A 21,781-nucleotide genomic window follows, 5' to 3' on the forward strand; every position below is an offset into this window, starting at 1 on the left:
GGCGCTTGCGTGGAAAAAATAAGAGAAGAGCATTATGAAAACGGTTGCGCAACTACTTCGTTTAAAGCCAGAAGCTAATCATAAAGTTCACACTGTTCTACCGGGTCAAATGGTTCTGGACGCGATCAGGACTATGGCCGAACGGAACGTTGGTGCTTTGCCGGTCGTCGAGAACGGGAGCGTAATCGGCGTTATCAGTGAGCGGGATTATGCGCGCAAGATGGTGCTTCAAGGGCGCTCTTCAGCGGGTACACCCGTGAGGGATGTCATGAGTTTTCCAGCAATAACCGTGGACTCTCGTCAGAGTATCGAGGCTTGCATGGGGATCATGACCGATAGCCATCTTCGTCATCTGCCGGTTGTGGAAAAAGGAGAATTGCTTGGTTTGCTGTCGATTGGCGATCTGGTAAAGGCTTCTATTGCAGAGCAAGCAGACCTGATACAGCAGCTTGAACGGTACATTCGCGGACATTGATTTTTTGGGCAGAACGGTTCGGACGACCGACCGTGGATGTGCTTGTGTCATTTCATATCCCTGGCCTGCACCCACAGCACCGCGTCTTGCGACAAGGGTTTGCCCTTGTGGGTTTTTGTTGTACCGATGTCGAGCGCTGCAATACCCCACCAGCCGGCCCGGGGCAGGCCGATGGTCACGATGCCCTGGGCGTCCGTGTAGGAGCTCAGGGATTTGAATGAAGCTTGAGGTGCCGTTACATAGTCTTGCTGGCCAAAGGCGTTTTTCTCGATATCGACGGAATGGTTAATGTATTCGATTTCGATTTCGGCGAACGGAACGGGCTTGCCATCGGCCAGCACCAAGGCGCGGAACACTCCGCCTGTCCAGTTTGCATAAGGCTTGTTCAGTGGCTGGATCTCAACCGGCAACCCTTGTGGTTCTGCCCAGTTGCCGGGTACTCCGCCCACGTTCACGATCAGCTTGGTGAACTGTTGGATGTAGACGTCTTCCTCGGTTTCCAGGTAGGGCTCGGGCTCGAGTACGAAGATATGGTCACCCAGTGAGCGAACCAACTCCCGCGGAATCGACGCACGATAGGCAGTCGTTTGGTTATCGCGACTCTGCCACTGGACAGGGCGCAAGTATTGGCGCAGATCGATTTTTTCCCCGCCGTGCGAGCTGATGTGGCTAAAGGCGCGGGGTTCATCCATGGTCATGGTGGGGCCGCCGGAGAAGGGATGCGTGAACACCAGCGCGAACTCCAGTTTATCCGCACGCGGCAGCGCCGTTTCCTCGACGTAGAGCATCTGGAAATGGGCCTGTGCAGCGCCTGTCAGGCAACCTAATGTAACGGCGGCAAGTGCCTGGAGCAGTCGTCGTTTGATCGGCATGGTCGATTTCACCTTGAAATGTCGGATGATTGAATCGTGGCTTGATGGTTGTCTCCGCCCATGAACACAACGGAGTATTTCCCGGCTGGGGGCTGGAATGCGTAGGTGTTGTCGGTGCCGACGTTTCCTTCGAGCAACACCTTGTTGCTGGTGTCCTGGACATGGACTTTTCTGCCAGCGGCGGAGCTGCCGTCGGTGTAACCCGCCTCGCACTTCACCAGATCATCGCTCTCGATGTAGCAGTCGAAGACGGGGCCATGAGCGAAGGCTGCCTGGCAGAACACCAGGGCGCCGGCGATCAGTATCCGATGTGCTGAGCCTAGGGGTTTCATAAGGTCTTCGATCTCCACGGTCGAGGTTGATCATTGGAGCGGCGATTTGTGATCGCCGCTCGTATTGGGGCCAGGTGGCGCGAAGGCCGTCAGTAAGGAATCCAGGTTCGAACTCAGGAGTGCTTCGTACCCGTTGGCCGCGTCGGCGAGCATTCCCGGGTTGCCGGCGTCCAGTATCAACAACCGTGCGCCGCCGTCCTCGATGGCCTTGGCAATCCTGGCGTCCGGTGCCCACTTGTGGACCACCACGTGGATGTCACGCTCGCGCAGGTATCGGGTGAGTGCGGTGCAGTCGGCGTCGCTCCAGTCGATGTCCTGTCGGACGAACCAGCCGTCGACAAAAATCCCGAACTCGCCGAACAAGTAGGTGAACTCATCGGCCAGCGACAGCACGCGCAGATCCGGCACTGCCAGCAGCCGGGCACCGTAGTTGGCCTTGAGCTGGCGCAATCGGCCTTCGAGTGCGGCGAGGTTGCGCTCTATCCGAGGCGCATCGGGGGGAGACAGGCGTGCCAGGTCGGTAGCGATAATCGCCGACATGCGCATGGCGTTGACGGGGCCGAGCCAGGCGTACGGCGACAGTCCGTCATCGACGTCGCGTTCGGTTACCCAGGGAACGTCGTTCGATGGCACGCGGGCCACGGCCACTCCGGGCTTGACGGTGTCCCATGAGTGCGAGGCATCGATCTCGACGATTCGCAGATTGTGGCGACGTGCCGTGGTGTAAAGCGGATCCGCGCGCCAGAGGTTGCCCAGGGTCACCACGGCGGTGGCCTGCTGGAACACGGCGGGCTCCAGGCGCGATAGCGCGTTGGCCTGGCTCTCCATGGGCACGGCAGCGTCTGCCGGAAGGCGGACGACCTTGAGGGTCGTGCCGTCGCTGAGCGTCGAGGTGAGCGCATACACCGCCGGCAGTGCGACAAGCACCTGCTGCCTGCCGGTATCCGCGAAGGCAGAAAGCGGATTGCCCAGCAGCAGTAGCAGCATCGCTAGCCAGGGTCGACGTGACATGCAAAGCCATTTCATACGCTGGCACCTCTGAACCGGGCCCCGGTAGCGCGGATGACGGTGGTGACGACGAACACCAGGGCGGCGACGATCACGATTGCGCCGCCTGTCGGTACGGGGATGTGGAATTGCATGGGTGCCAGGATGCCGACCACGCAGGAAAAAGTCGCGATCAGGATGGCGCGCACGACCAGCCCCGGGAGCGAATGGCTGATGTTGCGTGCTGCCGCGGCCGGTATGAGCAGAAGGGCTTCGACGAGTACTGCGCCGATGATTTTCAGGCAGGCTACCGTCACCAGGGTGACCAGTACGACAAACAGGTACTCGACGCTTCGCACGCGCACGCCGCGAGCATGTGCCAGGCTCGGATTGAGGCTGGCCAACAGCATGCCGTTGTACATCGGCAGTCCGAGCAGAGCACACGTCGCCGTTACCGCAAGCAGCACGTTCATGTCGGTGTAGTCGACCGCCAGGATGGAACCGAACAGCACGCTTTCCATTACGTGCGTGTTGATCTTCGCCGACACGAACAGCAGCAACGAGGCCCCGACCGCCAGCGAGATGGACAAGAACACGCCGATCAGCGTGTCATTGGCCAGCGTGGTGCGGTGCTGCGTGTACTTCAGCGTCAGGGCGAACAGCAGGCAAAAGCCGAACATTGAGAAGTAGGGGGAGGTGTAGGACTCGCCGATCAGCACGCCAATGGCAACGCCGGTCATCGCCGCATTACCGACGGCCTGACTGAAGAACGCCATGCGCTTGATCATCACCATCGAGCCCAGCACGCCCAGTAGCGGTCCGATGAGCACTGCACAGAGCAGCGCATTGATCACGAACTCGTACTCGAACGGTTGCGGCAGGATGCCACTCGCGGCAAGCGCCTGGAGCTGGTTGCGAATCAATTCGTACAGGGCACTCATTGGGTAGCCTCCAGAGGGTAGGCGACCTGGTCGGGCGAACCATGGAACAGCACCCGCCGGTTGATAACGGTCACCGATTGCGCGATGCGCCTGACTTGTTCCAGGTCATGGTTGATCCAGAGGATGGTGACGCCGCGGCCGTTCAGCTCGGCCACCAGCGCCTCCACCAGTCGCACACCCGGTTCGTCGATGCCGGCGGTCGGTTCGTCAAGGATCAGTAGCCAGGGCGCCGGGCTGATCGCCTGGGCCAGCAGCACTCGCTGACGCTGGCCACCGGACAGGCTGCCAAAAGGTTTTGCGCCCATTCCGGCCACGCCGGTGCGCTCCAGTGCTTGGGCATTGGCCGCCTTGGCAGATCGGCTTGAGCCCAGGAAGGCCGGCCTGCGTTGACCGAGAAGGGCCATGATGTCGTTGACCGTCATCGGCACGTTGCGGTCGAAGTCCGGCAATTGCGGGACATACCCCATGGGTGTCGTGACCTCGCCTTCGAACCGGACCGTCCCTGAATGCGGCATCTGGCCCAGCAGCGCACGCACCAGTGAAGTCTTGCCGCCGCCGTTCGGGCCTACCAGGCAGTGCAGCGCACCGGCTTCTACCCGGAAGCTCACTTTGTCGAGCACTTGCGTACCTCCCAGTTGCAGGGAGACGTTATCGAACACTATGGCGGGGCCGCGCATCGCTTGTTCCTCTTTCATCGCGTTCATCGCTGCGTAAACTCAACGGCTTCGGCCAAGGTCTCGAGGTTTTCACGCATCGCCACCTCGAATTCGTCCGGGCTGTAGGTATTACCGGTGATGTGAGACAGCGCGAACACCTTCACGCCGGTGGCTGCCTCGATAGGCTTGGCCAGGTCGAGGGAGAAATTCTTCTCGGCAAAAAGCACACGCACATTGGCCTTCTTGATCGCGTCGATGGTGTTGGCCAACTGGCGCGCAGTCGGCGCGACGCCGTGACGCGGCTCGATCACCGCACTCACGAACAGGCCGAACTCTTGCATCATGTAGTCGTAGCCAGCGTGCGTTGTCGCGCACCGGAAGGAAGACAAATCCAGCGCGGCGAAACGGGTCATGAAGCCGGCCCTTAGCGCCCGGATACGCGCGGCATACGCCAGGGCGTTTTGTCGATACGCCGCAGCGTTGTCCGGGTCCAGTTCCCCCAACCGGCGAGTGATCTCGAAGACCTGTTGTATCGCTGCCGTGGTGGATACGAAGGTATGCGGATTGACCACCTTGACGCCGTCCTGGCCGCCGCCGATTGGAATGAGCGCAACCGAGGCATTGGCCTGGATGATCGGCAGGGTCGCCCCGCGGCCAGCGGCCTTGATGATCTGGAAGGCCCATTCATCGTGTCCGATGCCGTTGACGACCAGAACATCGATATTCATCGCGCGGGTGATGTCATCGGGCTGCGGCTGGTAGTTGTGCGGATTCGCTTCCGCCGGGATGAGCGCAACGACTTCCGCCCGATCTCCAACGATATTTGCCACGAAGCTGTAGTAGGGATGCAGTGTGACGCCGATCTTGAGCTTCTTGCCCGAAGAGGGAGCCGGGCTGGCGAGTGCGATGGCGGGTATCAGCAGCAATAGCGCGATGCATCGGCGCCACAGTGCGCGGTGTTTCATAGAAACGGTCATGGCTGGGTTCCTTTTACGCGTTCGACTTCGCTGGCACCGTTGTAAGGGATGACCTGGCGCCAGCCATCGCCGACCAGCGATTCGGGCTTGACGATGCCAGGGTAGGGCGCGTTCGGGTCGCGGTGGACCCAGATCGTCGCTTGGTTGGCCCACATGACACCGGCATGCGCGTGACCGATGACGAGCAGGTAGGCGCTCTGGCCCGGCGCGCGGCCGCCCGAGCCGTAATAGACCGTAGCGCCCTGGCCCTGGGTGGCTTGCGACACCTTGTTGGCGGTCTGGTCCGGCGGGGTGACAGGCGCATCGGCGTGCACGTCGCCGGAAGCGGCATGCGGCAGGTGAGTGCCAGGCAGAATCAATTGCCACTGCACCTCGCCATTGGTCTTCCAGAAGGCGTCACGGTAGAAGGGCGGCAGCAAGATTTTCTGCGCACGTTCCAGCGTGATCCAGCCGCCGGTATCGTTGTTGAACCAGATGATTTCTTCACCGGCCGGCAGCAGAGCGCTGTGAATCGCCTGATCGACCGCACCCAGGCCATCGAAGGAACGCACCTGCCAGCTCAAGGTTATCGGTGGGCCGACTTTCTGGGGGCGCAGCGTTATATAGCCTGCCACGCTGGCGATGACTGCCAGGGCCGCAAGCAACAGTGCCAGCGATTCCCATCGGCCGGATACCGGGCGCACCACCTTGATTGCGCTGTTTGCGTGATCGCAGGGCATATCTGCACCGGATGCGCGACGCGGCGATAGACGAGCCATCAGAGAAACGCGATCCAGCGGCCGAGGAACACCACGCCCGCCCACAATGCCAACGAACTGAACCCTGCGACACGCGCCTGGCTGGGAGGCGTTAGCGTTGTGTCCCATTCGGCAATGCGGCGAAAGACGCCCAAATGGAATACCCCCATGTTGAGCCCCGCCAGCAGTAACACGCCCATCTTGCACAAGAACGCGGTGTTCTCGGCATAGGTCGTGGCATTGGCGGCGAACATGAGCAGGCCGGTGATCACGCAAGCCACGAAAGCGACCCAGGTGAACGGCAGCAAACCTTTTATCAGCCGTAGCGCGCTGCGGCGATGGGAGGCAACGCCGAGCAGACGCAAATCGACGACGGCGATGGTCCCGAACACAAGGGCGATGCCGATCACATGCACCGATTCAAGGGTTGGAAAAGCGGAGCCCGACTCTCGGATGAAGGTGGCGACAGAGGTGTCCTGGAGGGCTTGTAGTGTTGGTTGAATGTCCATGGCGAATACCTGGGAGCTTTCGTTGAAAACGCTTAGATCGCGTAGGCGATCCAGCGACCACAGATGATGACGACGCACCACAAGCCGATCGACAGCCAGGCTAGCGCCTTGACAAGAGGAGGCTTGTCATCACGTTGTGCATCGTCGGCAGGGCGCAGAAGGGGGCGCCGCAGAAGCAAGGTCAGCGTGAACGCACTCACGACCAGCGCCATCTTCAGCCAGAAGGTCGAGTTGACGAGTACGCGATCAGGCTCGGCGATGATCATGATCAACCCCGTGAAGAGCAGGACGAGGAGCGCATTGCGCATCCACGGGTAGTACCGGCGAACGACGCCACGCAAGGGCTCGTCCGTGGCGAACACACCCGCCAGCCGAAGATCGGAGATGACCGCAGAGCCGAAGAGCACTGTGATAGCGAGGATATGAATGCTCTGGACGGTGGGTATGATCCAGAGAATGTCCCGGATGGCTGTGCTCAAAGGTGACGCATAGATCCAGGCAATGATGAGTGATGATGACATTTGCTGTTCTTCCCAATGGGTTAGAAGTCTTGAGGCGTTGCGATCGAACGCAGGCCCGCCGCATCTTCTGGCAGTAGGTAGCCTTCCTTTATCGAAAGGGCTTTGGCGTCTTCGAATTTCTGTTCGTAGTTGCTGAAGCTTCCATAACGCTGGTCAAGCACGTCCTTGGAGTAAGGCACCTTGGTGTCGTAGATCAGTCCGCAGCCGGTCTCCTGATCCGTGAGGTAGGTCGCACTGGGCACCTGGATCCACGGTGGGCGTACGCCCCCTTGCAGGTTGCCGGTAACAGGGTCGCGCGCGGCGGTCTTGCCATCGCGGGCGACCCGCGGAGCATTCGGCATGGGTTTGCCTTGGCGCACCCATTGGTCCATGCGATCCAGGAGCGCCGAGACGACCAGCTCCGCCGGTTCGTCGTACAGCGTCCGGCACCGTGGGTCGTCGCCCTTGCCGATGTCGGCAGCGAGCTTTTCGGTATGCTCCGTACCGAGGTCGGCCAGCCGCAGGTGCGGCATGCCGGTCACTTCGTAATAGCGAATCTGCGGGCTGTCGGTGTCCGGCGGCAGGTTGATGCCTTCGATCACGTCGTGCATCAGTTCGGACTGGCTGTAGACGGTCACGAACGGCACGCCATCGGGCGTATGGCGCGGCACCCGGATGACGTCGCCGCCCACTTCTCCGTAGGCCATGCGGCCGGTCATGTAGGCATCGATCAGCGGCCTTGCGTCGGGCATACGCCATTGCTGGTGCCGGCCCTGGTCGAGGTAGTCCATCCAGACTTGCGCGGTCACGGCCCAGCTATTGACGTAGATGCGTTGAACATCGAGACCGGCCAACGGGCTTTGCGCTGCATTGGTTTTCAGCAGCAACGCCAGTTGCGCCCCGATGCCCTGGGACTGTGGAGCAAACGGATCGGGAGCTTCACCGCGGGTGAAGTGTTCCGGGTCGTAATAGGTGCCCAGCGGCGCGTAGCGTGCAAAGTCGAAGCGGCGCATGAACTCGAAGTTCACGATCCGTCCGTACTGAGCGATCTGCTCGGCCTCGGCAGCCGGGGTGTCCGAGATGAACTTGGGATCGACTGGTGGCTTGTTCACATTCAGCGTGTACCCGACGTACGCGTAGCCGCGACGCAGCAAATAGTCGCGGGTCAGGATCCATCCCGCGGCGCGCTCGCCGAACCAGCTGAACGGCTCGATCACGACCGTGCCATTGAAGCGCGCGGGGTCAGCCGGTTTGCGCACCAGAATGCGTGTGGTGTAAGGCGCCTCCAACAGGGTTTTGCCCGAGGCGGTAATGGCCGGGGCAACGCCTTGCAGGTAAAACTCCTCCTCGATGTAGCCGTACTTGTCGAGGTCGCTGTATTCGGTGCCCGGGCGTTTCGCCGACGAGAGCGGTGGCTTGCCGGAGGGCGGCACCGCGATGGCCGTGGGCATTCGGGGCACCTCGGCGAATGTGTTCGACGTGAGGATCAGCAACAGCAGGGCGCTTTGCAGCGTCGGCCGCAGGATGCTGATGGTTGTCAGTCTTTCCATTTGGTCAGCTCCGATGGCGATTAATGGCGACTTCACTCGAGACTGAGGGATGCCTTGCCCTCTTTATCGATCACGATCTGATTGTTCTCGCAGACATACTCTTGAATGGCGTAGTTGGACCGTTTGTACTCGAACGTGAAGCGATACGGGGTCTTGAGCACCTGCGGGTCTTCGATCACGACCTGGTTCTCCAGGTGATCCGGCGCCGTCAGCCTGATGCGTTCGATGATCTTCATGTCCTTGCCGTGTGGAACGTCGTAGAAACTCACGTCCGTTCGCACCCGTTGTGTTTCCACGACGAGCGTGTCGCCTTCCCAATGGCCGCGTGAATGGCCTTGATATTTAGGGTCCAGGGTCTCTTTTGCAGGCATCGCTTCGTTCAAGAGAATCCGGCGGACCTGCTGGAGATACTCACCGAGGACAATCACTTGCTTGTCGTCGTGAATGATCTGGATCGGGAAGAGCGCCGCCATCAACGTTGGCATTCCCTCGGGCAGGCATCTGGAACTTGTTGTGGCCAACGGCGTTCCGGCCTCGTTCGCAGCGGCTTGTTTCTTCTTCAGCGCGACGTATTCGTCGGCATAGGGCGCCTTCAGGTCCATCGGTCCGCCTGGGTGCACCGGGTTGTCGGGGTTCTCACCGAACCAGTCGTCCGGGGTTCGTTCCCAGGTGCCGCTGATGTCGGGGCGTGCGCTGACGCTGTGTTTGTCGCTTAGAGGTTTGGAAGGTGTAGCGGCGTTGCACATCCCGGCGACAGTCACGAGGGCGATGCCCAGGACGATCATTGCCGTGTTCAAGGTTCGTGTCGGTTTCATTGAAACGTCTCCACGCTGCTGGTCTGGTCCGGTCGGTTAGGTCGTCATGAAGCCAGGGAAGGATTTCTCATCCGCCGCCCGTGAGTACGACGTCACCGATCTTGATCTCCACGAGCAGCCCTCCTGGCTCACCGTTTTTCAACGGTTTGAAGGACACCTCGGCAGTCTCGCCGGCCTTGATCGACTCAGCGGTCCAGCCCGTGCGCTGTAACGCGTTGACACTGCCCGTTTCGATCTTGAATCGCTGGGCCGGCGGGCCGGGTGTATCGAGGTAAATCGTGATGTGAGGATTGCTCCAGGCAAAGCGCTCGACGACACCCTTGATCGAGACGGTCTGGGTCTGGTCGAAAAGCGCGAACGAATGGTGAGCACTGGCAACAGGTGCCAGGGCACTGCAGGCGAAGAGGGTCAGAAGACAAAGCCCCTGACGTAACAGCGGGGAGGGTGACAAAGGGGTCATGACAGGTGCCTCGGTTCTTATGGTTCTTATGGGCCCAGCATAGGGGGAGTGCGCTCAGAGGCCGTAGCCCAAAACGGCAACCATTCGAGGCGCTGAGGATGTTTTGCAGCGGGGGAGGTATCGCGCGAGGGGATGGGCGGCCAGCCCCTTGAAAGTGCTGATTTGGGTTACCGCTTGCGCGACCCAAGCCGGAACACTCATGGCTCGCCTCATAAATATAAAAACAGGAGAGACGTCATGCGCACCCTCAGTTACGCCCCATTACTTTCGCTGGTCGCACTCTGTACATTTGAGCCGCAGGTACACGCCTACCAGCTCTACAACGAAGACGATGGCGGAACCGTCCTGAACGCCGACCTGTCGGCGGCGTTTGGCTGGTTCGGCAGCGAGAAAAACTACATTGGCGACCCTGAGAGGGAGCCTGGCAGGATGCGCTGGCAAGAAGGCTTCGCCAAGTACGGTCTCAACGGCACGACAAACAAGATCACTGCCGGTTCCGTCTATGGCGGACTCAGCTGGATCAGCACGGGATCATTTGGCGATGGGGACGCGGGAGGACTCACCGTCGGGGATGAAAGAAGAACGGCTGTGGAAGACGCCTACCTGGGCTGGAAGTCAGGTGACCTGATTCCTGCGCTGGGCAAGGACGGCGTTGATTTCTCTTTTGGCCGGCAGCTCGTTACGGTGGACGGCTTCCTGATCACTGACGACGGGTTCGCCCCCGGGAAGGCCTTCAGCCCTATCGAGGGCGTAAGGGATGGCCGGTTCAATCGCGGTGGCGCCTTTTACCTTGGCCCGCGGTTGGCGTTCGGGAATACGGCAGTCTTGAAACTGGGTGGTCAGGAGGGCCTGCACGGTAGCCTGATATGGCTCAAATCCGATAACCCCGGGCAGTCGAAGACCGAAGTGGCTGCCGCCACCCTCGACTACACGACGCCCGTCGGCTCGATCGGTTCGACGTACGTGCACGGCCTGGATGTTGACGAGCGATATGCCTTTGGCGATCGGCTTGAGCGCAAGGGCATGAACGTCTACAGCATTCGTGGGCAGGGCAATGCCGGGATCGAGAATGCCGACTTTGCGTTCGAGGTCGCACGTCAGGAAAAACGCTCGGGCTCACAGCGGGCGATGTTCTTCGAAGCGGGCTACACCTTTGCCGACACCCAATGGCAACCGACGGTGAGCTATCGATATTCGCGCTATTCCGAAGGTTACGACTTTCTGTTCCAGGGAGGTTTTCGCAAGCGATACCAGGGTGAAGTCGCCGCCAATTACGCAGGTTCAGTGACCTCGAACATGGCGATCAACGACGTGCTCCTCTCAGTCAAGCCGACCGATAAATTGACCCTTAACGCAATGGCCTTCAACTACCACCAGCTCTCCCGTACGCATGAGCAGGACTTCGCTGCACGTGAGGTCGACCTTTTTCTGGATTGGATGGTGACGGATAACGTCACACTCTCGCCTCTGGTCGGCTTCTACAAGCCCGAAAAGTGGCTCGGGGACGGTGGTCTGCAGAGCGGGAGCGCATCAACGAACACTTACTTCCAGTTCATCGTGTGGATGACGTTCTGAGTCGCCGCTCACGCCGTAACGACGAAGGTTTGTTGCCGGTATCTTGATCGGGGGCGCCACCCGCGGTGGCGCATTCCCGATGGGAGGTCGCCAGGCAACAGACGATCGAGGAGGGGCCAGGCTAGGTGGTTTTTTTGCCGACGAAGCCCATCTCGATTGGGGTCTTTATGTAGAACACAGAGATTTCCTCAGCCTCCAGCCTCTTGAGCAACCTTTCGGATTCGTCCTCGGTGATAGCCATGCGAATCTCCGTAGGCTGATCCGCGAGTTCAAAAAAATGCGAAGAGTGCAGTCGACCGGTGTGTCCAAAACCCTCGATAGCCGTAGAGAGAGTCGCACCACGCAGCCCCATCTCCTTGGCCACATCGACGATCCATTCGCCAAGCATCTTTCCCTGATAACGGCGGTTCTGTTGAGTGAAGAAAATCACCAGAAAACCTTTCATTTTCATCTCCTCATCGCATGCCAATGATTTGATAGGACAAAAGCCCGGCAGCGGTCATCACCAACGAGCCTACGACGTGCAATGAAATTGAGCCGAGCGCCCAGAGCAGTCTGCCTTCCTGGATCAGGGCAACTGTTTCGGCGGAAAACGTAGAAAAGGTGGTAAGCCCACCGCAGAAACCCGTGATGATCAGCAGGCGCCACTCAGGACTCAAGGTGGGGGAGGCGGCCAAAAACGCGATAGCCAGGCCAATGATGTAGCCCCCGACCATGTTCGCGACCACCGTGCCCGGGGGAATCGTGGGGAACAGGGCGTTCAGCTTCATGCCCAGGAGCCAGCGCAACCAGGCACCAAGTGACGCACCAACGGCGATAACTGCGAGTGATTTCAGCATGGCGGGCTCACCTCGTCAGACCTGGGCCAAACTGATAGCAGGTAAGCACAACAGAACTGAAAACTTCAAGAACCCCGTACGCAAGTGACTGTACCGGGCCCCCTCAGGTCAGAGCCACGAAGGCGTGGACATCTTGCGCCCACGCCTCATCAAGTTACAGCATGCGGCGCAGGACGTCGTTTCGAGGGTCCCGGTCGTAAAACCGGTGTTTGAGGGCGCCTACGACATGCAACAGGATCAGTCCGAGCAGGGTGTAGGCGAGCACTTTGTGCAGCCATTGGAAGACGACGAACCAATTGTCATTTTTCGGAAGGAGCTCCGGCAGGTTGACCCCAAAAAAGAACACCCCGTCGCTCATCGTGTAAGTGCTCGACATTGAGTAACCCATCAACGGCACGATCACGACGAGCGCATACATGACACGCTGCGTAAGCCTTGACAGGAACCTTTCATAACTTGCCAGCGTTTCCAGCGGCTGCGGAAGCACGGGGGTCCGAAAGCGCAGGGCGATCTGGGTCAGGACAACCAGAAACACCAGCAGCCCAAAGGATTTGTGCCACGGGTAATAGAGCTCGTACTTGCTCGCCACTTCGTCATTCAGACCGGTCATATGCCAGCCTGCCCAGAGGAGGCCTGCGATGAGTGCGGCACGCACCCAGTGCAACATTCGCAGGGACGTCGGATACCGATCGGTTGTTTGTTGATCTATCGGGTTCATCGCAGTCTCTCCATTGATTATCAACGGCATCAGGGATGCACTTTTGAACGCTAACCCTCGCGGCACAGGGGCCGGAGGGTTATTCGGTCAGGACAGGGATCGTGCTCAGGAAGGTAGCAGCACGGTGATGACTTTCTCCTCGGTGTAGGCCACCGCGCCGGCAAACCCGCCTTCACGGCCGATACCGCTGGTCTTTACGCCACCCCAGGGCAGGTTGGCGTCCAGCGGACTCCAGCAGTTGATACCCACGGCACCGGCCTTCACCGCAGCGGCTACGCGGTGCGCTCGCACCAGGTCGGTCGTCCAGACCGTGGCCGCCAGGCCGTAGGAGGAGTCATTGGCCAGTGCGATAGCTTCCTCTTCGCTGTCGAACGTGATCAGCGTGCCGACGGGCCCGAAGATTTCGTCTTGGGCGATCGCCATGGCGTTGTTCGCGTTGGTGAAGATCGTCGGCCGGACAAACCAGCCCTGTTCAGGCGTCGATACACCACCGGCCAGCAGCGAGGCGCCTTGGTCTATTCCCAGTTGGATGTATCGGTTAACGCGATCGAATTGCGCTTTCTTGGCCACCGGTCCCATCTGTACACCGGGCTGGCGAGGGTCGCCCACGTTGACTGCCTCTGCGGCATCGGCCAGCGCTGCGCCGAAGCGATCTGCGATGCTGCGGTGCACCAGGATGCGCGAGCCGGCCGCACAGACCTGGCCCTGGTTGGCGAACAGGCCGAGCGCACACCCGCGCAGCGCGTCTTCGAAAGAGGCATCGTCGAAGACAATCTGGGGGCTTTTGCCGCCCAGTTCCAATGCCACGCGCTTGAACAGCACACCGGCGGTGCGCTGGATTTCGCGTCCGGCCTCGGGGCTGCCGGTGAAGCTGATCTTGGCAACGAGCGGGTGTTCGCACAAGGCGCGACCCACCTCATTGCCGTAGCCGGTGACCACGTTGATCACACCGTCAGGGAAGCCCGCTTCCTGAGCCAGCACCGCCAGGTGCAGGGCAGACTGCGGCGTCTCTTCCGAAGGTTTGATGACCACGGTGCAGCCTGCCGCCAGCAACGCGGCGAGCTTCCAGACGGTGATCATCAACGGAGAATTCCAGGGAACGATGGCGCCGACCACACCCACGGGCTCGCGTACCGTGTACGAAAGAGTCTTGGTGCCGAAGTAGCCACCGGTGGGAATGGTGCGCCCTTCCAGCTGGTTGGCCCAGCCAGCAGCGGCACGCAGGTTGGCGATCGCGTTGGGCAAGTCCATCCGGCGCGGTTCGATGGGTGAGCGACCGATGGCGTTGGCGTCCAGATCGGCCAGCAATTCGCTGTCGCGTTCAACCAGGTCAGCGAGTTTCGATAGCAGTCGACCGCGCTGGGCGCCGTCGAGCTGGCTCCAGGCGCCACCCTCGAGTTGGCGGTGTGCGGCCCCCACTGCGCGGTCCACGTCCTCAGTCGTGCCCTGTGCGGAACTGCCGTACACCTGTTCTGTCACGGGGTTGACGAGGTTTATGCGACGACCGTCGGAGGCTTCGAAGGACGCGCCTTCGATGAAGTGATTCAAGTGCTCAGTCATTTTGCGGTCCATAAGTGATGTGCAGTGGTCGGGTCATGCCTCAAGGGAAGCCAGGGCGTCGCCGAAGATGTCCAGTGCCTTGAAGAACAGCGAGCGTGAGATCGTCAGCGACGGCATGACTCGCATCACGTTGCTATAGCGACCACAGGGAATCATCAGCACGCCGTGGTTCAGCAGGTAGCCCATGAGCTGGCCGATTTTTTCGGGCGCCAGGGGAGCCTTGGTGGCTGGGTCTTCAACCAGTTCGATACCGATCATCAGGCCGCGGCCGCGGACTTCAGCGACGAACGGGCTGTTGAAGCCACGGATACGTTCCTGCGCCTCCAACCCCAGGGTGTGCGCACGGTTGAGCAGATCGAGCTCCGGGTCCTGCAGGATGCTGATGTTGGTCAGCGCCACCGCCGCGGACAACGAGTTGGCGGCAAAGGTGTTGGGCATCGATCCGTCAGGAATCGCGGCCGCCAGGTCCGAACGCATGATCAGGCCCGCCATTGGCAGGTCGCTGCCGATGCCTTTGCCGAACGTGAGCATGTCCGGCTTCACGCCCGAGTGCTCGACCGCCCACATCTTGCCGGTGCGCCCTGCGCCGGATTGCACTTCATCGACGATCAGCAGCGTGCCGCTACGGTCGCATGCTTTGCGCAACAGCTGCAGGAATTCTGGTGAAGGAGGAACGTAGCCGCCTTCGCCCTGCACCGGCTCCACGATAACGGCAGCCACGTCATCGGCGGCGGTGTAGGGGGTGTTCAACAGGTAGTCCACATATTCGCCGGCGATCTGCTCGGCGCTTTTGTGAGTGGTGTCGAAAGGGAAACGGTAGGCGTAAGGGTAGGGGGCGTGAATCACCCCGCCCATTTGGGCTCCGTAACCCTTGCGGTATGCCGTACCTGTCGTCAGGGAACCCGAGGCGTTCCACACGCCGTGGTAGCCTCCATGAAAGGCGATGATCTGGTGCCTCCCGGTGATGCGTTTGGCGAACTTGATGGCTGCTTCAAGCGCATCGCTGCCGCTTTGCGTGAAGAAGGTGATGCAGTCGCCACGCAAGCCGTCGGGCGCGATCTCGGAGAGCTTGGCCGCCAGCTCGGTGCGCCGGGTGCTGTTGACCTCCAGGGCATGCATCAGCACTTCGGACTGTTCGCGGATCGCCTGCACCACCTTCGGATGGCAGCGGCCTACGCTGCTGACGCCCACGCCGGCGGACAAATCGATGTAGGTGTTGCCATCCGGGTCTTTGAAGGTCGCGCCGAAGGCGCGGTCCATGGCCACAGGCATGCGTCCGCCGCCGCGCGCCATCGACTCGGTACGCGCCGACAACGCCAGGGCCTCGCTGGTTTTGGGGCCGGGAAGTGTGCTGGAGGTAATTCGCGGGGCATCCGCGAAATGGAGGGATTCAAGTTTGGCTTCACTCATGACGTTCACTCTGGATGTCGATTTAAGTGTGCTGATCATCTCCGTGGTGTGTGTATGGCCGGTAGCCCGAATTGGCATATGAGTGGACCGCCCTGAGCGCACTGTCCAGTGAATTTAAAATCTCATAAAGAATTGTGCAAAATTCTCACTATGTGCGAATATCGCATAGGAAGGCGATCTAAAAACAAGAATATTGGCAGAGGCTTTCGACATCATGAAAAATCAGACTATCAGCCATTTCAGAGACGTCCATGTCCATGCGGCCACCGTCCAGGAGTGGAGCCAGGACTACAGTCAGCTAACGGCAGGCTCGACTGAGAGTTCGCTGATGCAGTTGTCGACGGCGGGTGTCCACGTCTTTCTCGAGCAGATCAACCAGCGTGTCGTGCAGCACGGCGTGGCTCCCCGAGGCAAGATGTGCTTTGCCGTGCCGATCACCACCCCGGGTTCGATTCGGATGCAGGGACGGGAGGCGGACGATAGCAGCCTGTTCTTTCTTCACGGTGGCGAGGAGTTCATGTTCCATATGCCGATGGGCATGGAGCTGCTGTCGATCACCTTCGAACGTGAATTGTTCGAGCAGGCGTTGGCGCAAACGGCTTCGGCGAAGGAGGTCAGCCTGTTGCTGCGTCAGCCGGTGATCAGGGTTTCCACGCCGCGCTTTGCAGACGCTCGTCGCCGATTGCTGGCGATGTTCTCCCAGGCCCTGGTGTACGAAGAACTCGACAGCACGCGAGATCGGGAGCGGGAGCTGGCGCTGGAACAGGCGATGCTCGGCGAGTTGCTGCAACTCATGACCGACCCGGCATGCGACAAGCAACAACGCTCCGCAAGCTCCACGCGCAGCTTCATTGTCGAGAAATGCCACCGTCTGGCGACCGCGGAGATGATCGACGTGCCCAGCGTGATCGAGTTGTGCCAGCGACTCCAGGTCAGTCGGCGTACCGTGCAGAACAGCTTTCGCTCGGTTGCCGAGACGACGCCGCTGAATTACTTGCGCTCTGTGAGGCTCAACGGTGTACGCCGGACCTTGATGTCCACCCGCGCGTCGCATCTCTCGATCGGCGATGCCGCTGCCCAATGGGGCTTCTTTCACCTCAGCCATTTTGCGGCGGAGTACCAGGAGTTGTTCGCAGAGTTGCCGTCCCATACCCCCCGCGCAGCCATCACCGGTTGCGCTCATGCCTGAACACCCGCCCGCTGAAAGCAGTGTGGGGTGACCGTTGGCTTCACAAGGATGTAGAGAAAGATGAATAGCCTGCGCCGTCTGCTCATGGTCTTCGACCTGTTTCGCCCGGAACAACCGGTCATCGATGTGGACATCATTTGCCGGGAGCTCGGCTACACGTCCGCCACCGCCTATCGTTATCTGCGCGAACTGGGCGACGCGGGCTTTTTGAAGCGATTGCCGCGCGGTTACGCGCTCGGCCCGCGAATCGTCACGCTGGAGCATCTGATGACGAACTACGATCCGTTGTTGGCATGCAGCCGGGATCTGGTCGACAACCTGGTCGTCGACACCGGCCTGGACGCGCTGGTCAGCGAGTGGCATGGCGACTCCGTGGTCAACGTGCTGATCCATCGTGGCTCCGATGCTGGACCGGTCGGTAGCGGCAGGGGGCGGTCGATCGATCTTTTCCACAGCGCGACCTCCCGGGTCGTACTGGCTTATCTGCTACCGCGCCAAATCCGACGTGTTTACGACGCGCACGTGAACCCATCCGAATTGCAGCATCTGGGGCTGGAGTGGAAGCCGTTCATCAAGAGCCTGCTCGCCATCCGCAAGCAGGGCTACTGCATCAGCGAAAGCGAGCTGCACCCAGGACGCAGTGGCGTCGCGGCGCCGATCTTCGACGAAAAGCAGCGCGTCCTAGGGAGCATGACCCTGGTGGGGCGCAGTGAGCGGTTCGGTGCGTTTCAGCAAGGCTATCTGTGCGACCTGGTGACCGGCGCGGCGTCAGAACTGACGGCGCGTCTCGCTTCGCAGTGAGGTCAGGCAGGCGGATGGCGCTGTTCAGGTGATGGCGTAACAGGTTACCGATTTGGGATACCGGGGCGTTCACGGTGAGGCATAGGATCGAATCCAGCGTGCGATAAAAGCGACAAGCTCTATCGGTGATGGTGAACGGCTTGCTGCACCGATCCTACAGCGACTGCCTCATACAATAAGGTCAAGAACATGAGCGTATCTATCCCGATCAACAGTTCGACGGAGTTGAAGCGTGGTGCCCTGGGTGTTGGTTTCATCATCTTCTTCGTGGTGTCGGCGGCGAGCCCGTTAAGTGTCATCGCCGGTGGCTTCCCGATTGGCATCATGCTGGGCAATGGCGCCGGCACGCCGGCGTTGCTGATCCTGGCGTTGCTGGTGCTGCTCGCGTTCTCGGTGGGTTACACCACCATGTCCCGGCACCTGACCAATGCCGGCGGTTTTTATGCGTTCACCTCACGTGGTTTGGGTGGCCTGGCAGGCGGCGCGGCCGGGGTGTTGGCGATGTTTGCCTATAACATTCTTCAGGTCGGGTTGTATGGCATGTTCGGCGGGGTGGTCAGTGGCACCATGGAAAGCATGTTCGCACTGGTGCTGCCGTGGTGGTCTTACTCGCTGATGGCGATGGCGAGCATTGCGATTCTGGGGTATCGCAAGATTGACCTGTCGGCGCGGCTGCTGTCGGTGATGGTGATCGCCGAGTACCTGGCGATCCTGATCCTGGATTTTTCCATCCTCAAATCCGGCGGCGACAGCGGCATCAACCTTGATGCGTTTGATCGCGGTCATGTGTTCAGCGGCACACCGTCAATCGGCTTGCTGTTCTGCTTCGCGGCATTTATCGGCTTCGAGGCGACGACTATTTACGGCGAAGAGGCCAAGAACCCGCAGCGTACTATCCCGATTGCCACCTACTGCTCGGTGTTGCTGATCGGTGGTTTCTACGCACTGTCGGTATGGTCGATGGTGGTGGGCGTGGGTGCGGACAAAATCGTGCCGATGCTGCAGTCCTTGCAGGACCCGACGACGTTTATCTACGGCATGTCCGACCACTTTGTCGGCCCCTGGCTGACTCAGATTATCCGGGTGCTGTTCATGGTCAGTATCTATGCCGGCCTGCTGGCGTTTCATAACGCCGCGGCCCGTTACTTCTACGCGATTGGGCGTGACGGCCTGTTGCCGCACCGCTTGGGCACTACCCATCGGGTGCACCAGAGTCCTCATATGGGGTCGGCGTTGCAGAGCCTTATCTCGGCGGTGGTGGTACTGATTTTCGCCGCCATGGATGCCGATCCGATCCTGCAGCTGTTTGCCTGGCTGTCCAACTTGGCCACGCTGTGCGTGATTTTGTTGATGGCGCTCACGTCCGTAGCGGTAATCTTCTTTTTCCGGCGTCACCCCGAACTCAAGGTGGGGATCTGGCGTGGGCGGATTTTCCCCGGTTTCTCTTGCATTGCCCTATTGGCGGTCCTGGTACTCGCGGTGGTGCACTTCGATGTACTGACGGGCGCCAGCCTGGCCTTGTCATACAGTCTCTGCGCGATCATTCCCGCGGCCCTGCTGGGTGGCGTGTTCCTGGCGGCTCGACTTCGCAAGGCGTCGCCGCAGCGGTACCAGGCATTGGGTAGCCACAAGCTTTAAGGCCCCACGCAGAACTTTTCAACCAAATCTGCGCGTTGCTTACCAAGGAAGGTCTGCGACCTCGCGCGGCTGCGCCTGTCTGCTCAGCATGACCAGCAGCGAGGCGATCAACAGCAGGACTGCCGACGCTGCCAGCACGGCAACGAAGCCTGCATCGAACGCCGCACGGGCGAATGCGCTCAGCATCGCGCGGCCTTCGGGTGACAACGTCTCGGCGACGACCAACGCGTCGTCGAGACTCTCGAATGTCGCGGGGTTCAGGGTCAGCCATGCCGGAATCATCAGGCCCGCCGAATACGCATAAATCGCCGATGACAGACTGCCCGCCAGCGTCACACCCACAGCACCGCCCAGTTCAAAGGACACTTCCTCGATGGAGGCGGCCATGCCGGCTTTATCGGCGGGCACGCTGAGCATGATGGTGCTGGACGAAACGGTCAGTGCAGCGCTAATCGTCAAGCCCAATAGGGCAAGGCTGGCGACTTGCAGGTAAACCGCAGCGTTGTACAGCAAGAGATAGCTCAGCATCGCGGCTGACGACAGCAGCAACGTCCAGCACAGCATCCGCCGGTTTCCCAGGCGCGGCAGGTAGTAACCGGCAAGCGGCCCTGCGACGAAGGAGCCCAGTGGCAGAGGAAGGATGAACAATGCCGCCTCCAGCGGCGACATGCCGAGTACCAGTTGCAGGCGCTGGCTGAACACCAGCTCCATGCCGATCAACGCAGCGGCCGACACGACTGCTGAAATGACGGCATTTCTGAAGCCCGGTGCAGTGAACAGCGCCAGATCGAGCATCGGCTGTGCGGCACGGCGTTGGCGTCGAATGAACAGTGTCAGAAATAGCGCACCCAGCACGACCGCCACCAGCATGCCGTCGAAGGAGGGCGCCCGTTTACCGAGTTCCTTGACGGCATACGCCAGGCTGATCAACCCGATCATGACCTGCAGCGAGCCCAGCCAGTCCCATCGCTTTTTGGCATCCCCCGGGTGATTCGGGATCAACACCGCGCCGAGGACCAGTGCCACCAGCACAATAGGCACGTTGATCAGAAATACCGAGCCCCACCAGAAGTGCTCCAGCAGCAGGCCGCCCACCACCGGGCCGAACGCGGCGCCCCCTGAGGCAACCGATGCCCAGATGCCGAAAGCCATCGCCTGCTCGCGCGGGTCGGCGAACGTCAACCGCACGATGGCCAGCGTAGCAGGCATCATCATCGCCGCGCCGACAGCCAGAAAGCCGCGGGCACCGATCAATACGCTGGCCGATGGCGAGAAGGCCGCGATCAGCGAGAACAGGCCAACGTGGGGGCATCATGGGGGGGCTCGATGAACGATGGTCGAAAGCCGGCAACTGTCACTCAGTCAAGACGTCAGCACCGGCAGGTAGCCTGCCGTGCCCCTTTACACTCGAAAATGGCCGACAAGCTGCTGTTGATGGTTGGCCATTTCATGGAGTGAGTCACTGGCCGTTGAGGCATCGCTCATCCGTTTGGTCAGTGTTTCGCTGATGCTGCGAATGCCACTGACCCGATGGTTGATATCTTCCACGACCGTGCTTTGCTCCAGGGCTGCGCTGGCGATCTGCTGATTCATCTGCTCGATCACATCCACGGCCTGGGAAATATTCTCCAGCGCCGCACGGGTCTGTTGCACCTGGATCACGCTGTTGCCGGCTTGCTCGCGGCTCAGCTGGGTACTGTGCACCACCTCCTGGCTCAACTGCTGCAACATTTCTATCACCGTGCGGACCTGTTCGACCGAGCTCTGGGTGTTGCTGGCCAGGTGCCTGACTTCATCGGCTACCACCGCGAAGCCGCGCCCCTGTTCGCCCGCCCTGGCCGCTTCGATGGCCGCATTCAACGCCAGCAAGTTGGTCTGCTGCGCGATGGTGCTGATGACGTCCAGCACCTGGCCGATCTGGGTGCTGCTATCGGCGAGGGCATGCACTTGCTTAAGGGTGGTGTCCAGACGCTGATCGAGGCTTTCGATGCTGCTTTCGGCGATGGAGAACACCGCTTGACCTGATCGGCTCGCGCTTTCGGCGGCTGTCGCTGCGTCGGCGGCACCGTGGGAATGGCGCGCCACTTGCTGGGCACTGGCACTCATTTCGTGCAGCGCGGTCGCGGCCAGCTCCACTTCGCGGTACTGGCGTTGCATCCCTGCGCTGACTTCCCGGGCAATCCCCGACGAGGTATTGGCGCTGTTGCGGGTATCCAGGGAGGCGGTTTGAATGTCGCGAA

At 60.5% G+C, this 21,781-nt stretch carries 23 protein-coding genes and 1 pseudogene; 5 read left to right on the forward strand and 19 right to left on the reverse strand.

The window, feature by feature from the left end; genetic code table 11:
* The first annotated feature begins 34 nt into the window (after positions 1 to 34).
* Positions 35 to 475, forward strand: a complete 441-nt coding sequence (locus PGR6_RS12035; RefSeq protein WP_064617276.1) for a CBS domain-containing protein — start codon at positions 35 to 37, stop codon at positions 473 to 475.
* Positions 476 to 522: 47 nt separating this feature from the next.
* On the opposite strand, the gene PGR6_RS12040 is transcribed toward PGR6_RS12035, so the two are convergent.
* From PGR6_RS12040 to PGR6_RS12095, 12 genes are all read right to left on the reverse strand, one after another.
* Entirely contained in the window at positions 523 to 1,347 is an 825-nt protein-coding gene (locus PGR6_RS12040; RefSeq protein ID WP_019649044.1) for a DUF4198 domain-containing protein, read from the reverse strand.
* Between the two features lie 8 nt (positions 1,348 to 1,355).
* A complete protein-coding gene (locus tag PGR6_RS12045; RefSeq protein WP_026331603.1) occupies positions 1,356 to 1,679 on the reverse strand; it encodes a hypothetical protein in 324 nt (107 codons plus the stop codon).
* 30 nt (positions 1,680 to 1,709) lie between these two features.
* The gene (locus PGR6_RS12050) at positions 1,710 to 2,666 is read right to left on the reverse strand and encodes a metal ABC transporter solute-binding protein, Zn/Mn family (protein ID WP_064617279.1); all 957 of its coding nucleotides are present in this window, start codon (positions 2,664 to 2,666) and stop codon (positions 1,710 to 1,712) included.
* Positions 2,667 to 2,701: 35 nt separating this feature from the next.
* Complete coding sequence (locus tag PGR6_RS12055) at positions 2,702 to 3,607, reverse strand: metal ABC transporter permease (RefSeq protein WP_064617281.1); 906 nt, start codon at positions 3,605 to 3,607, stop codon at positions 2,702 to 2,704.
* Positions 3,604 to 4,311 (reverse strand): metal ABC transporter ATP-binding protein, encoded by a 708-nt coding sequence (locus PGR6_RS12060; RefSeq protein WP_064617283.1) that lies wholly within the window; start codon positions 4,309 to 4,311, stop codon positions 3,604 to 3,606. Before PGR6_RS12060 ends, PGR6_RS12055 begins: the two co-directional genes overlap by 4 nt.
* Positions 4,308 to 5,240, reverse strand: a complete 933-nt coding sequence (locus tag PGR6_RS12065; protein WP_064617285.1) for a metal ABC transporter solute-binding protein, Zn/Mn family — start codon at positions 5,238 to 5,240, stop codon at positions 4,308 to 4,310. The genes PGR6_RS12060 and PGR6_RS12065 overlap by 4 nt, the downstream gene beginning before the upstream one ends.
* Positions 5,237 to 5,959: a DUF6162 family protein gene (locus PGR6_RS12070; RefSeq protein WP_064617287.1), complete on the reverse strand. Its 723-nt coding sequence runs from the start codon at positions 5,957 to 5,959 to the stop codon at positions 5,237 to 5,239. The genes PGR6_RS12065 and PGR6_RS12070 overlap by 4 nt, the downstream gene beginning before the upstream one ends.
* A gap of 38 nt (positions 5,960 to 5,997) precedes the next feature.
* Positions 5,998 to 6,486, reverse strand: coding sequence for a DUF6644 family protein (locus PGR6_RS12075; protein WP_064617289.1), 489 nt, complete (start codon positions 6,484 to 6,486; stop codon positions 5,998 to 6,000).
* 32 nt (positions 6,487 to 6,518) lie between these two features.
* Positions 6,519 to 7,007: a DUF6644 family protein gene (locus PGR6_RS12080; protein ID WP_019578577.1), complete on the reverse strand. Its 489-nt coding sequence runs from the start codon at positions 7,005 to 7,007 to the stop codon at positions 6,519 to 6,521.
* A 20-nt stretch (positions 7,008 to 7,027) separates the two neighbouring features.
* Positions 7,028 to 8,536 (reverse strand): alpha/beta hydrolase domain-containing protein, encoded by a 1,509-nt coding sequence (locus PGR6_RS12085; protein ID WP_082920845.1) that lies wholly within the window; start codon positions 8,534 to 8,536, stop codon positions 7,028 to 7,030.
* Between the two features lie 32 nt (positions 8,537 to 8,568).
* Entirely contained in the window at positions 8,569 to 9,351 is a 783-nt protein-coding gene (locus PGR6_RS12090) for a hypothetical protein (protein ID WP_018927837.1), read from the reverse strand.
* Positions 9,352 to 9,418: 67 nt separating this feature from the next.
* Complete coding sequence (locus tag PGR6_RS12095; RefSeq protein WP_019649037.1) at positions 9,419 to 9,811, reverse strand: DUF6152 family protein; 393 nt, start codon at positions 9,809 to 9,811, stop codon at positions 9,419 to 9,421.
* 237 nt (positions 9,812 to 10,048) lie between these two features.
* Here PGR6_RS12095 and PGR6_RS12100 point away from each other — a divergent pair, with 237 nt between their 5' ends.
* Positions 10,049 to 11,386 (forward strand): hypothetical protein, encoded by a 1,338-nt coding sequence (locus PGR6_RS12100; protein ID WP_064617291.1) that lies wholly within the window; start codon positions 10,049 to 10,051, stop codon positions 11,384 to 11,386.
* A gap of 121 nt (positions 11,387 to 11,507) precedes the next feature.
* Here the strand turns inward: PGR6_RS12100 and PGR6_RS12105 are convergent, their stop codons facing one another.
* The 5 genes from PGR6_RS12105 to PGR6_RS12125 form a co-directional block, all read right to left on the reverse strand.
* On the reverse strand, positions 11,508 to 11,831 hold the full coding sequence (locus PGR6_RS12105) for a DUF190 domain-containing protein (RefSeq protein WP_019578582.1): 324 nt from the start codon (positions 11,829 to 11,831) through the stop codon (positions 11,508 to 11,510).
* A gap of 10 nt (positions 11,832 to 11,841) precedes the next feature.
* Positions 11,842 to 12,225, reverse strand: coding sequence for a fluoride efflux transporter CrcB (crcB, locus tag PGR6_RS12110; protein WP_064617293.1), 384 nt, complete (start codon positions 12,223 to 12,225; stop codon positions 11,842 to 11,844).
* A gap of 154 nt (positions 12,226 to 12,379) precedes the next feature.
* Positions 12,380 to 12,943 carry a cytochrome b gene (locus tag PGR6_RS12115; RefSeq protein WP_018927842.1) on the reverse strand — a complete coding sequence of 188 codons (564 nt, stop codon included), beginning with the start codon at positions 12,941 to 12,943 and terminating at the stop codon, positions 12,380 to 12,382.
* Positions 12,944 to 13,048: 105 nt separating this feature from the next.
* Complete coding sequence (locus PGR6_RS12120; protein ID WP_026286552.1) at positions 13,049 to 14,503, reverse strand: aldehyde dehydrogenase family protein; 1,455 nt, start codon at positions 14,501 to 14,503, stop codon at positions 13,049 to 13,051.
* Between the two features lie 33 nt (positions 14,504 to 14,536).
* Positions 14,537 to 15,913, reverse strand: coding sequence for an aspartate aminotransferase family protein (locus PGR6_RS12125; protein ID WP_018927844.1), 1,377 nt, complete (start codon positions 15,911 to 15,913; stop codon positions 14,537 to 14,539).
* 214 nt (positions 15,914 to 16,127) lie between these two features.
* Here PGR6_RS12125 and PGR6_RS12130 point away from each other — a divergent pair, with 214 nt between their 5' ends.
* From PGR6_RS12130 to PGR6_RS12140, 3 genes are all read left to right on the forward strand, one after another.
* Positions 16,128 to 17,102, forward strand: coding sequence for a helix-turn-helix domain-containing protein (locus PGR6_RS12130; protein WP_064617295.1), 975 nt, complete (start codon positions 16,128 to 16,130; stop codon positions 17,100 to 17,102).
* Positions 17,103 to 17,162: 60 nt separating this feature from the next.
* Positions 17,163 to 17,903: an IclR family transcriptional regulator gene (locus tag PGR6_RS12135; protein ID WP_018927846.1), complete on the forward strand. Its 741-nt coding sequence runs from the start codon at positions 17,163 to 17,165 to the stop codon at positions 17,901 to 17,903.
* 189 nt (positions 17,904 to 18,092) lie between these two features.
* Complete coding sequence (locus tag PGR6_RS12140; protein ID WP_064617297.1) at positions 18,093 to 19,541, forward strand: APC family permease; 1,449 nt, start codon at positions 18,093 to 18,095, stop codon at positions 19,539 to 19,541.
* Positions 19,542 to 19,580: 39 nt separating this feature from the next.
* Here PGR6_RS12140 and PGR6_RS12145 read toward each other — a convergent pair.
* Positions 19,581 to 20,840: pseudogene (locus PGR6_RS12145) on the reverse strand (MFS transporter); the annotation flags it as partial.
* Between the two features lie 102 nt (positions 20,841 to 20,942).
* The gene (locus PGR6_RS30720) at positions 20,943 to 21,698 is read right to left on the reverse strand and encodes a methyl-accepting chemotaxis protein (protein WP_442963845.1); all 756 of its coding nucleotides are present in this window, start codon (positions 21,696 to 21,698) and stop codon (positions 20,943 to 20,945) included.
* Positions 21,699 to 21,781 lie beyond the last annotated feature (83 nt).

The sequence above is a fragment of the Pseudomonas sp. GR 6-02 genome (genome assembly GCF_001655615.1).
In the GTDB taxonomy this organism is placed as follows: domain Bacteria; phylum Pseudomonadota; class Gammaproteobacteria; order Pseudomonadales; family Pseudomonadaceae; genus Aquipseudomonas.

What these genes read in the sequence shown, in the direction of transcription:
- PGR6_RS12035 (WP_064617276.1), top strand. Translation starts at nt 35, where the DNA reads ATGAAAACGGTTGCGCAACTACTTCGTTTAAAGCCAGAAGCTAATCAT.
- PGR6_RS30720 (WP_442963845.1), bottom strand. Translation starts at nt 21,698, where the DNA reads ATGCAACGCCAGTACCGCGAAGTGGAGCTGGCCGCGACCGCGCTGCAC.
- PGR6_RS12070 (WP_064617287.1), bottom strand. Translation starts at nt 5,959, where the DNA reads ATGCCCTGCGATCACGCAAACAGCGCAATCAAGGTGGTGCGCCCGGTA.
- PGR6_RS12080 (WP_019578577.1), bottom strand. Translation starts at nt 7,007, where the DNA reads ATGTCATCATCACTCATCATTGCCTGGATCTATGCGTCACCTTTGAGC.
- PGR6_RS12125 (WP_018927844.1), bottom strand. Translation starts at nt 15,913, where the DNA reads ATGAGTGAAGCCAAACTTGAATCCCTCCATTTCGCGGATGCCCCGCGA.
- PGR6_RS12120 (WP_026286552.1), bottom strand. Translation starts at nt 14,503, where the DNA reads ATGACTGAGCACTTGAATCACTTCATCGAAGGCGCGTCCTTCGAAGCC.
- PGR6_RS12100 (WP_064617291.1), top strand. Translation starts at nt 10,049, where the DNA reads ATGCGCACCCTCAGTTACGCCCCATTACTTTCGCTGGTCGCACTCTGT.
- PGR6_RS12060 (WP_064617283.1), bottom strand. Translation starts at nt 4,311, where the DNA reads ATGAACGCGATGAAAGAGGAACAAGCGATGCGCGGCCCCGCCATAGTG.
- PGR6_RS12090 (WP_018927837.1), bottom strand. Translation starts at nt 9,351, where the DNA reads ATGAAACCGACACGAACCTTGAACACGGCAATGATCGTCCTGGGCATC.
- PGR6_RS12040 (WP_019649044.1), bottom strand. Translation starts at nt 1,347, where the DNA reads ATGCCGATCAAACGACGACTGCTCCAGGCACTTGCCGCCGTTACATTA.
- PGR6_RS12135 (WP_018927846.1), top strand. Translation starts at nt 17,163, where the DNA reads ATGAATAGCCTGCGCCGTCTGCTCATGGTCTTCGACCTGTTTCGCCCG.
- PGR6_RS12050 (WP_064617279.1), bottom strand. Translation starts at nt 2,666, where the DNA reads ATGCTGCTACTGCTGCTGGGCAATCCGCTTTCTGCCTTCGCGGATACC.
- PGR6_RS12095 (WP_019649037.1), bottom strand. Translation starts at nt 9,811, where the DNA reads ATGACCCCTTTGTCACCCTCCCCGCTGTTACGTCAGGGGCTTTGTCTT.
- PGR6_RS12130 (WP_064617295.1), top strand. Translation starts at nt 16,128, where the DNA reads ATGAAAAATCAGACTATCAGCCATTTCAGAGACGTCCATGTCCATGCG.
- PGR6_RS12115 (WP_018927842.1), bottom strand. Translation starts at nt 12,943, where the DNA reads ATGAACCCGATAGATCAACAAACAACCGATCGGTATCCGACGTCCCTG.
- PGR6_RS12105 (WP_019578582.1), bottom strand. Translation starts at nt 11,831, where the DNA reads ATGAAAGGTTTTCTGGTGATTTTCTTCACTCAACAGAACCGCCGTTAT.
- PGR6_RS12055 (WP_064617281.1), bottom strand. Translation starts at nt 3,607, where the DNA reads ATGAGTGCCCTGTACGAATTGATTCGCAACCAGCTCCAGGCGCTTGCC.
- PGR6_RS12045 (WP_026331603.1), bottom strand. Translation starts at nt 1,679, where the DNA reads ATGAAACCCCTAGGCTCAGCACATCGGATACTGATCGCCGGCGCCCTG.
- PGR6_RS12075 (WP_064617289.1), bottom strand. Translation starts at nt 6,486, where the DNA reads ATGGACATTCAACCAACACTACAAGCCCTCCAGGACACCTCTGTCGCC.
- PGR6_RS12065 (WP_064617285.1), bottom strand. Translation starts at nt 5,240, where the DNA reads ATGACCGTTTCTATGAAACACCGCGCACTGTGGCGCCGATGCATCGCG.
- crcB (WP_064617293.1), bottom strand. Translation starts at nt 12,225, where the DNA reads ATGCTGAAATCACTCGCAGTTATCGCCGTTGGTGCGTCACTTGGTGCC.
- PGR6_RS12140 (WP_064617297.1), top strand. Translation starts at nt 18,093, where the DNA reads ATGAGCGTATCTATCCCGATCAACAGTTCGACGGAGTTGAAGCGTGGT.
- PGR6_RS12085 (WP_082920845.1), bottom strand. Translation starts at nt 8,536, where the DNA reads ATGGAAAGACTGACAACCATCAGCATCCTGCGGCCGACGCTGCAAAGC.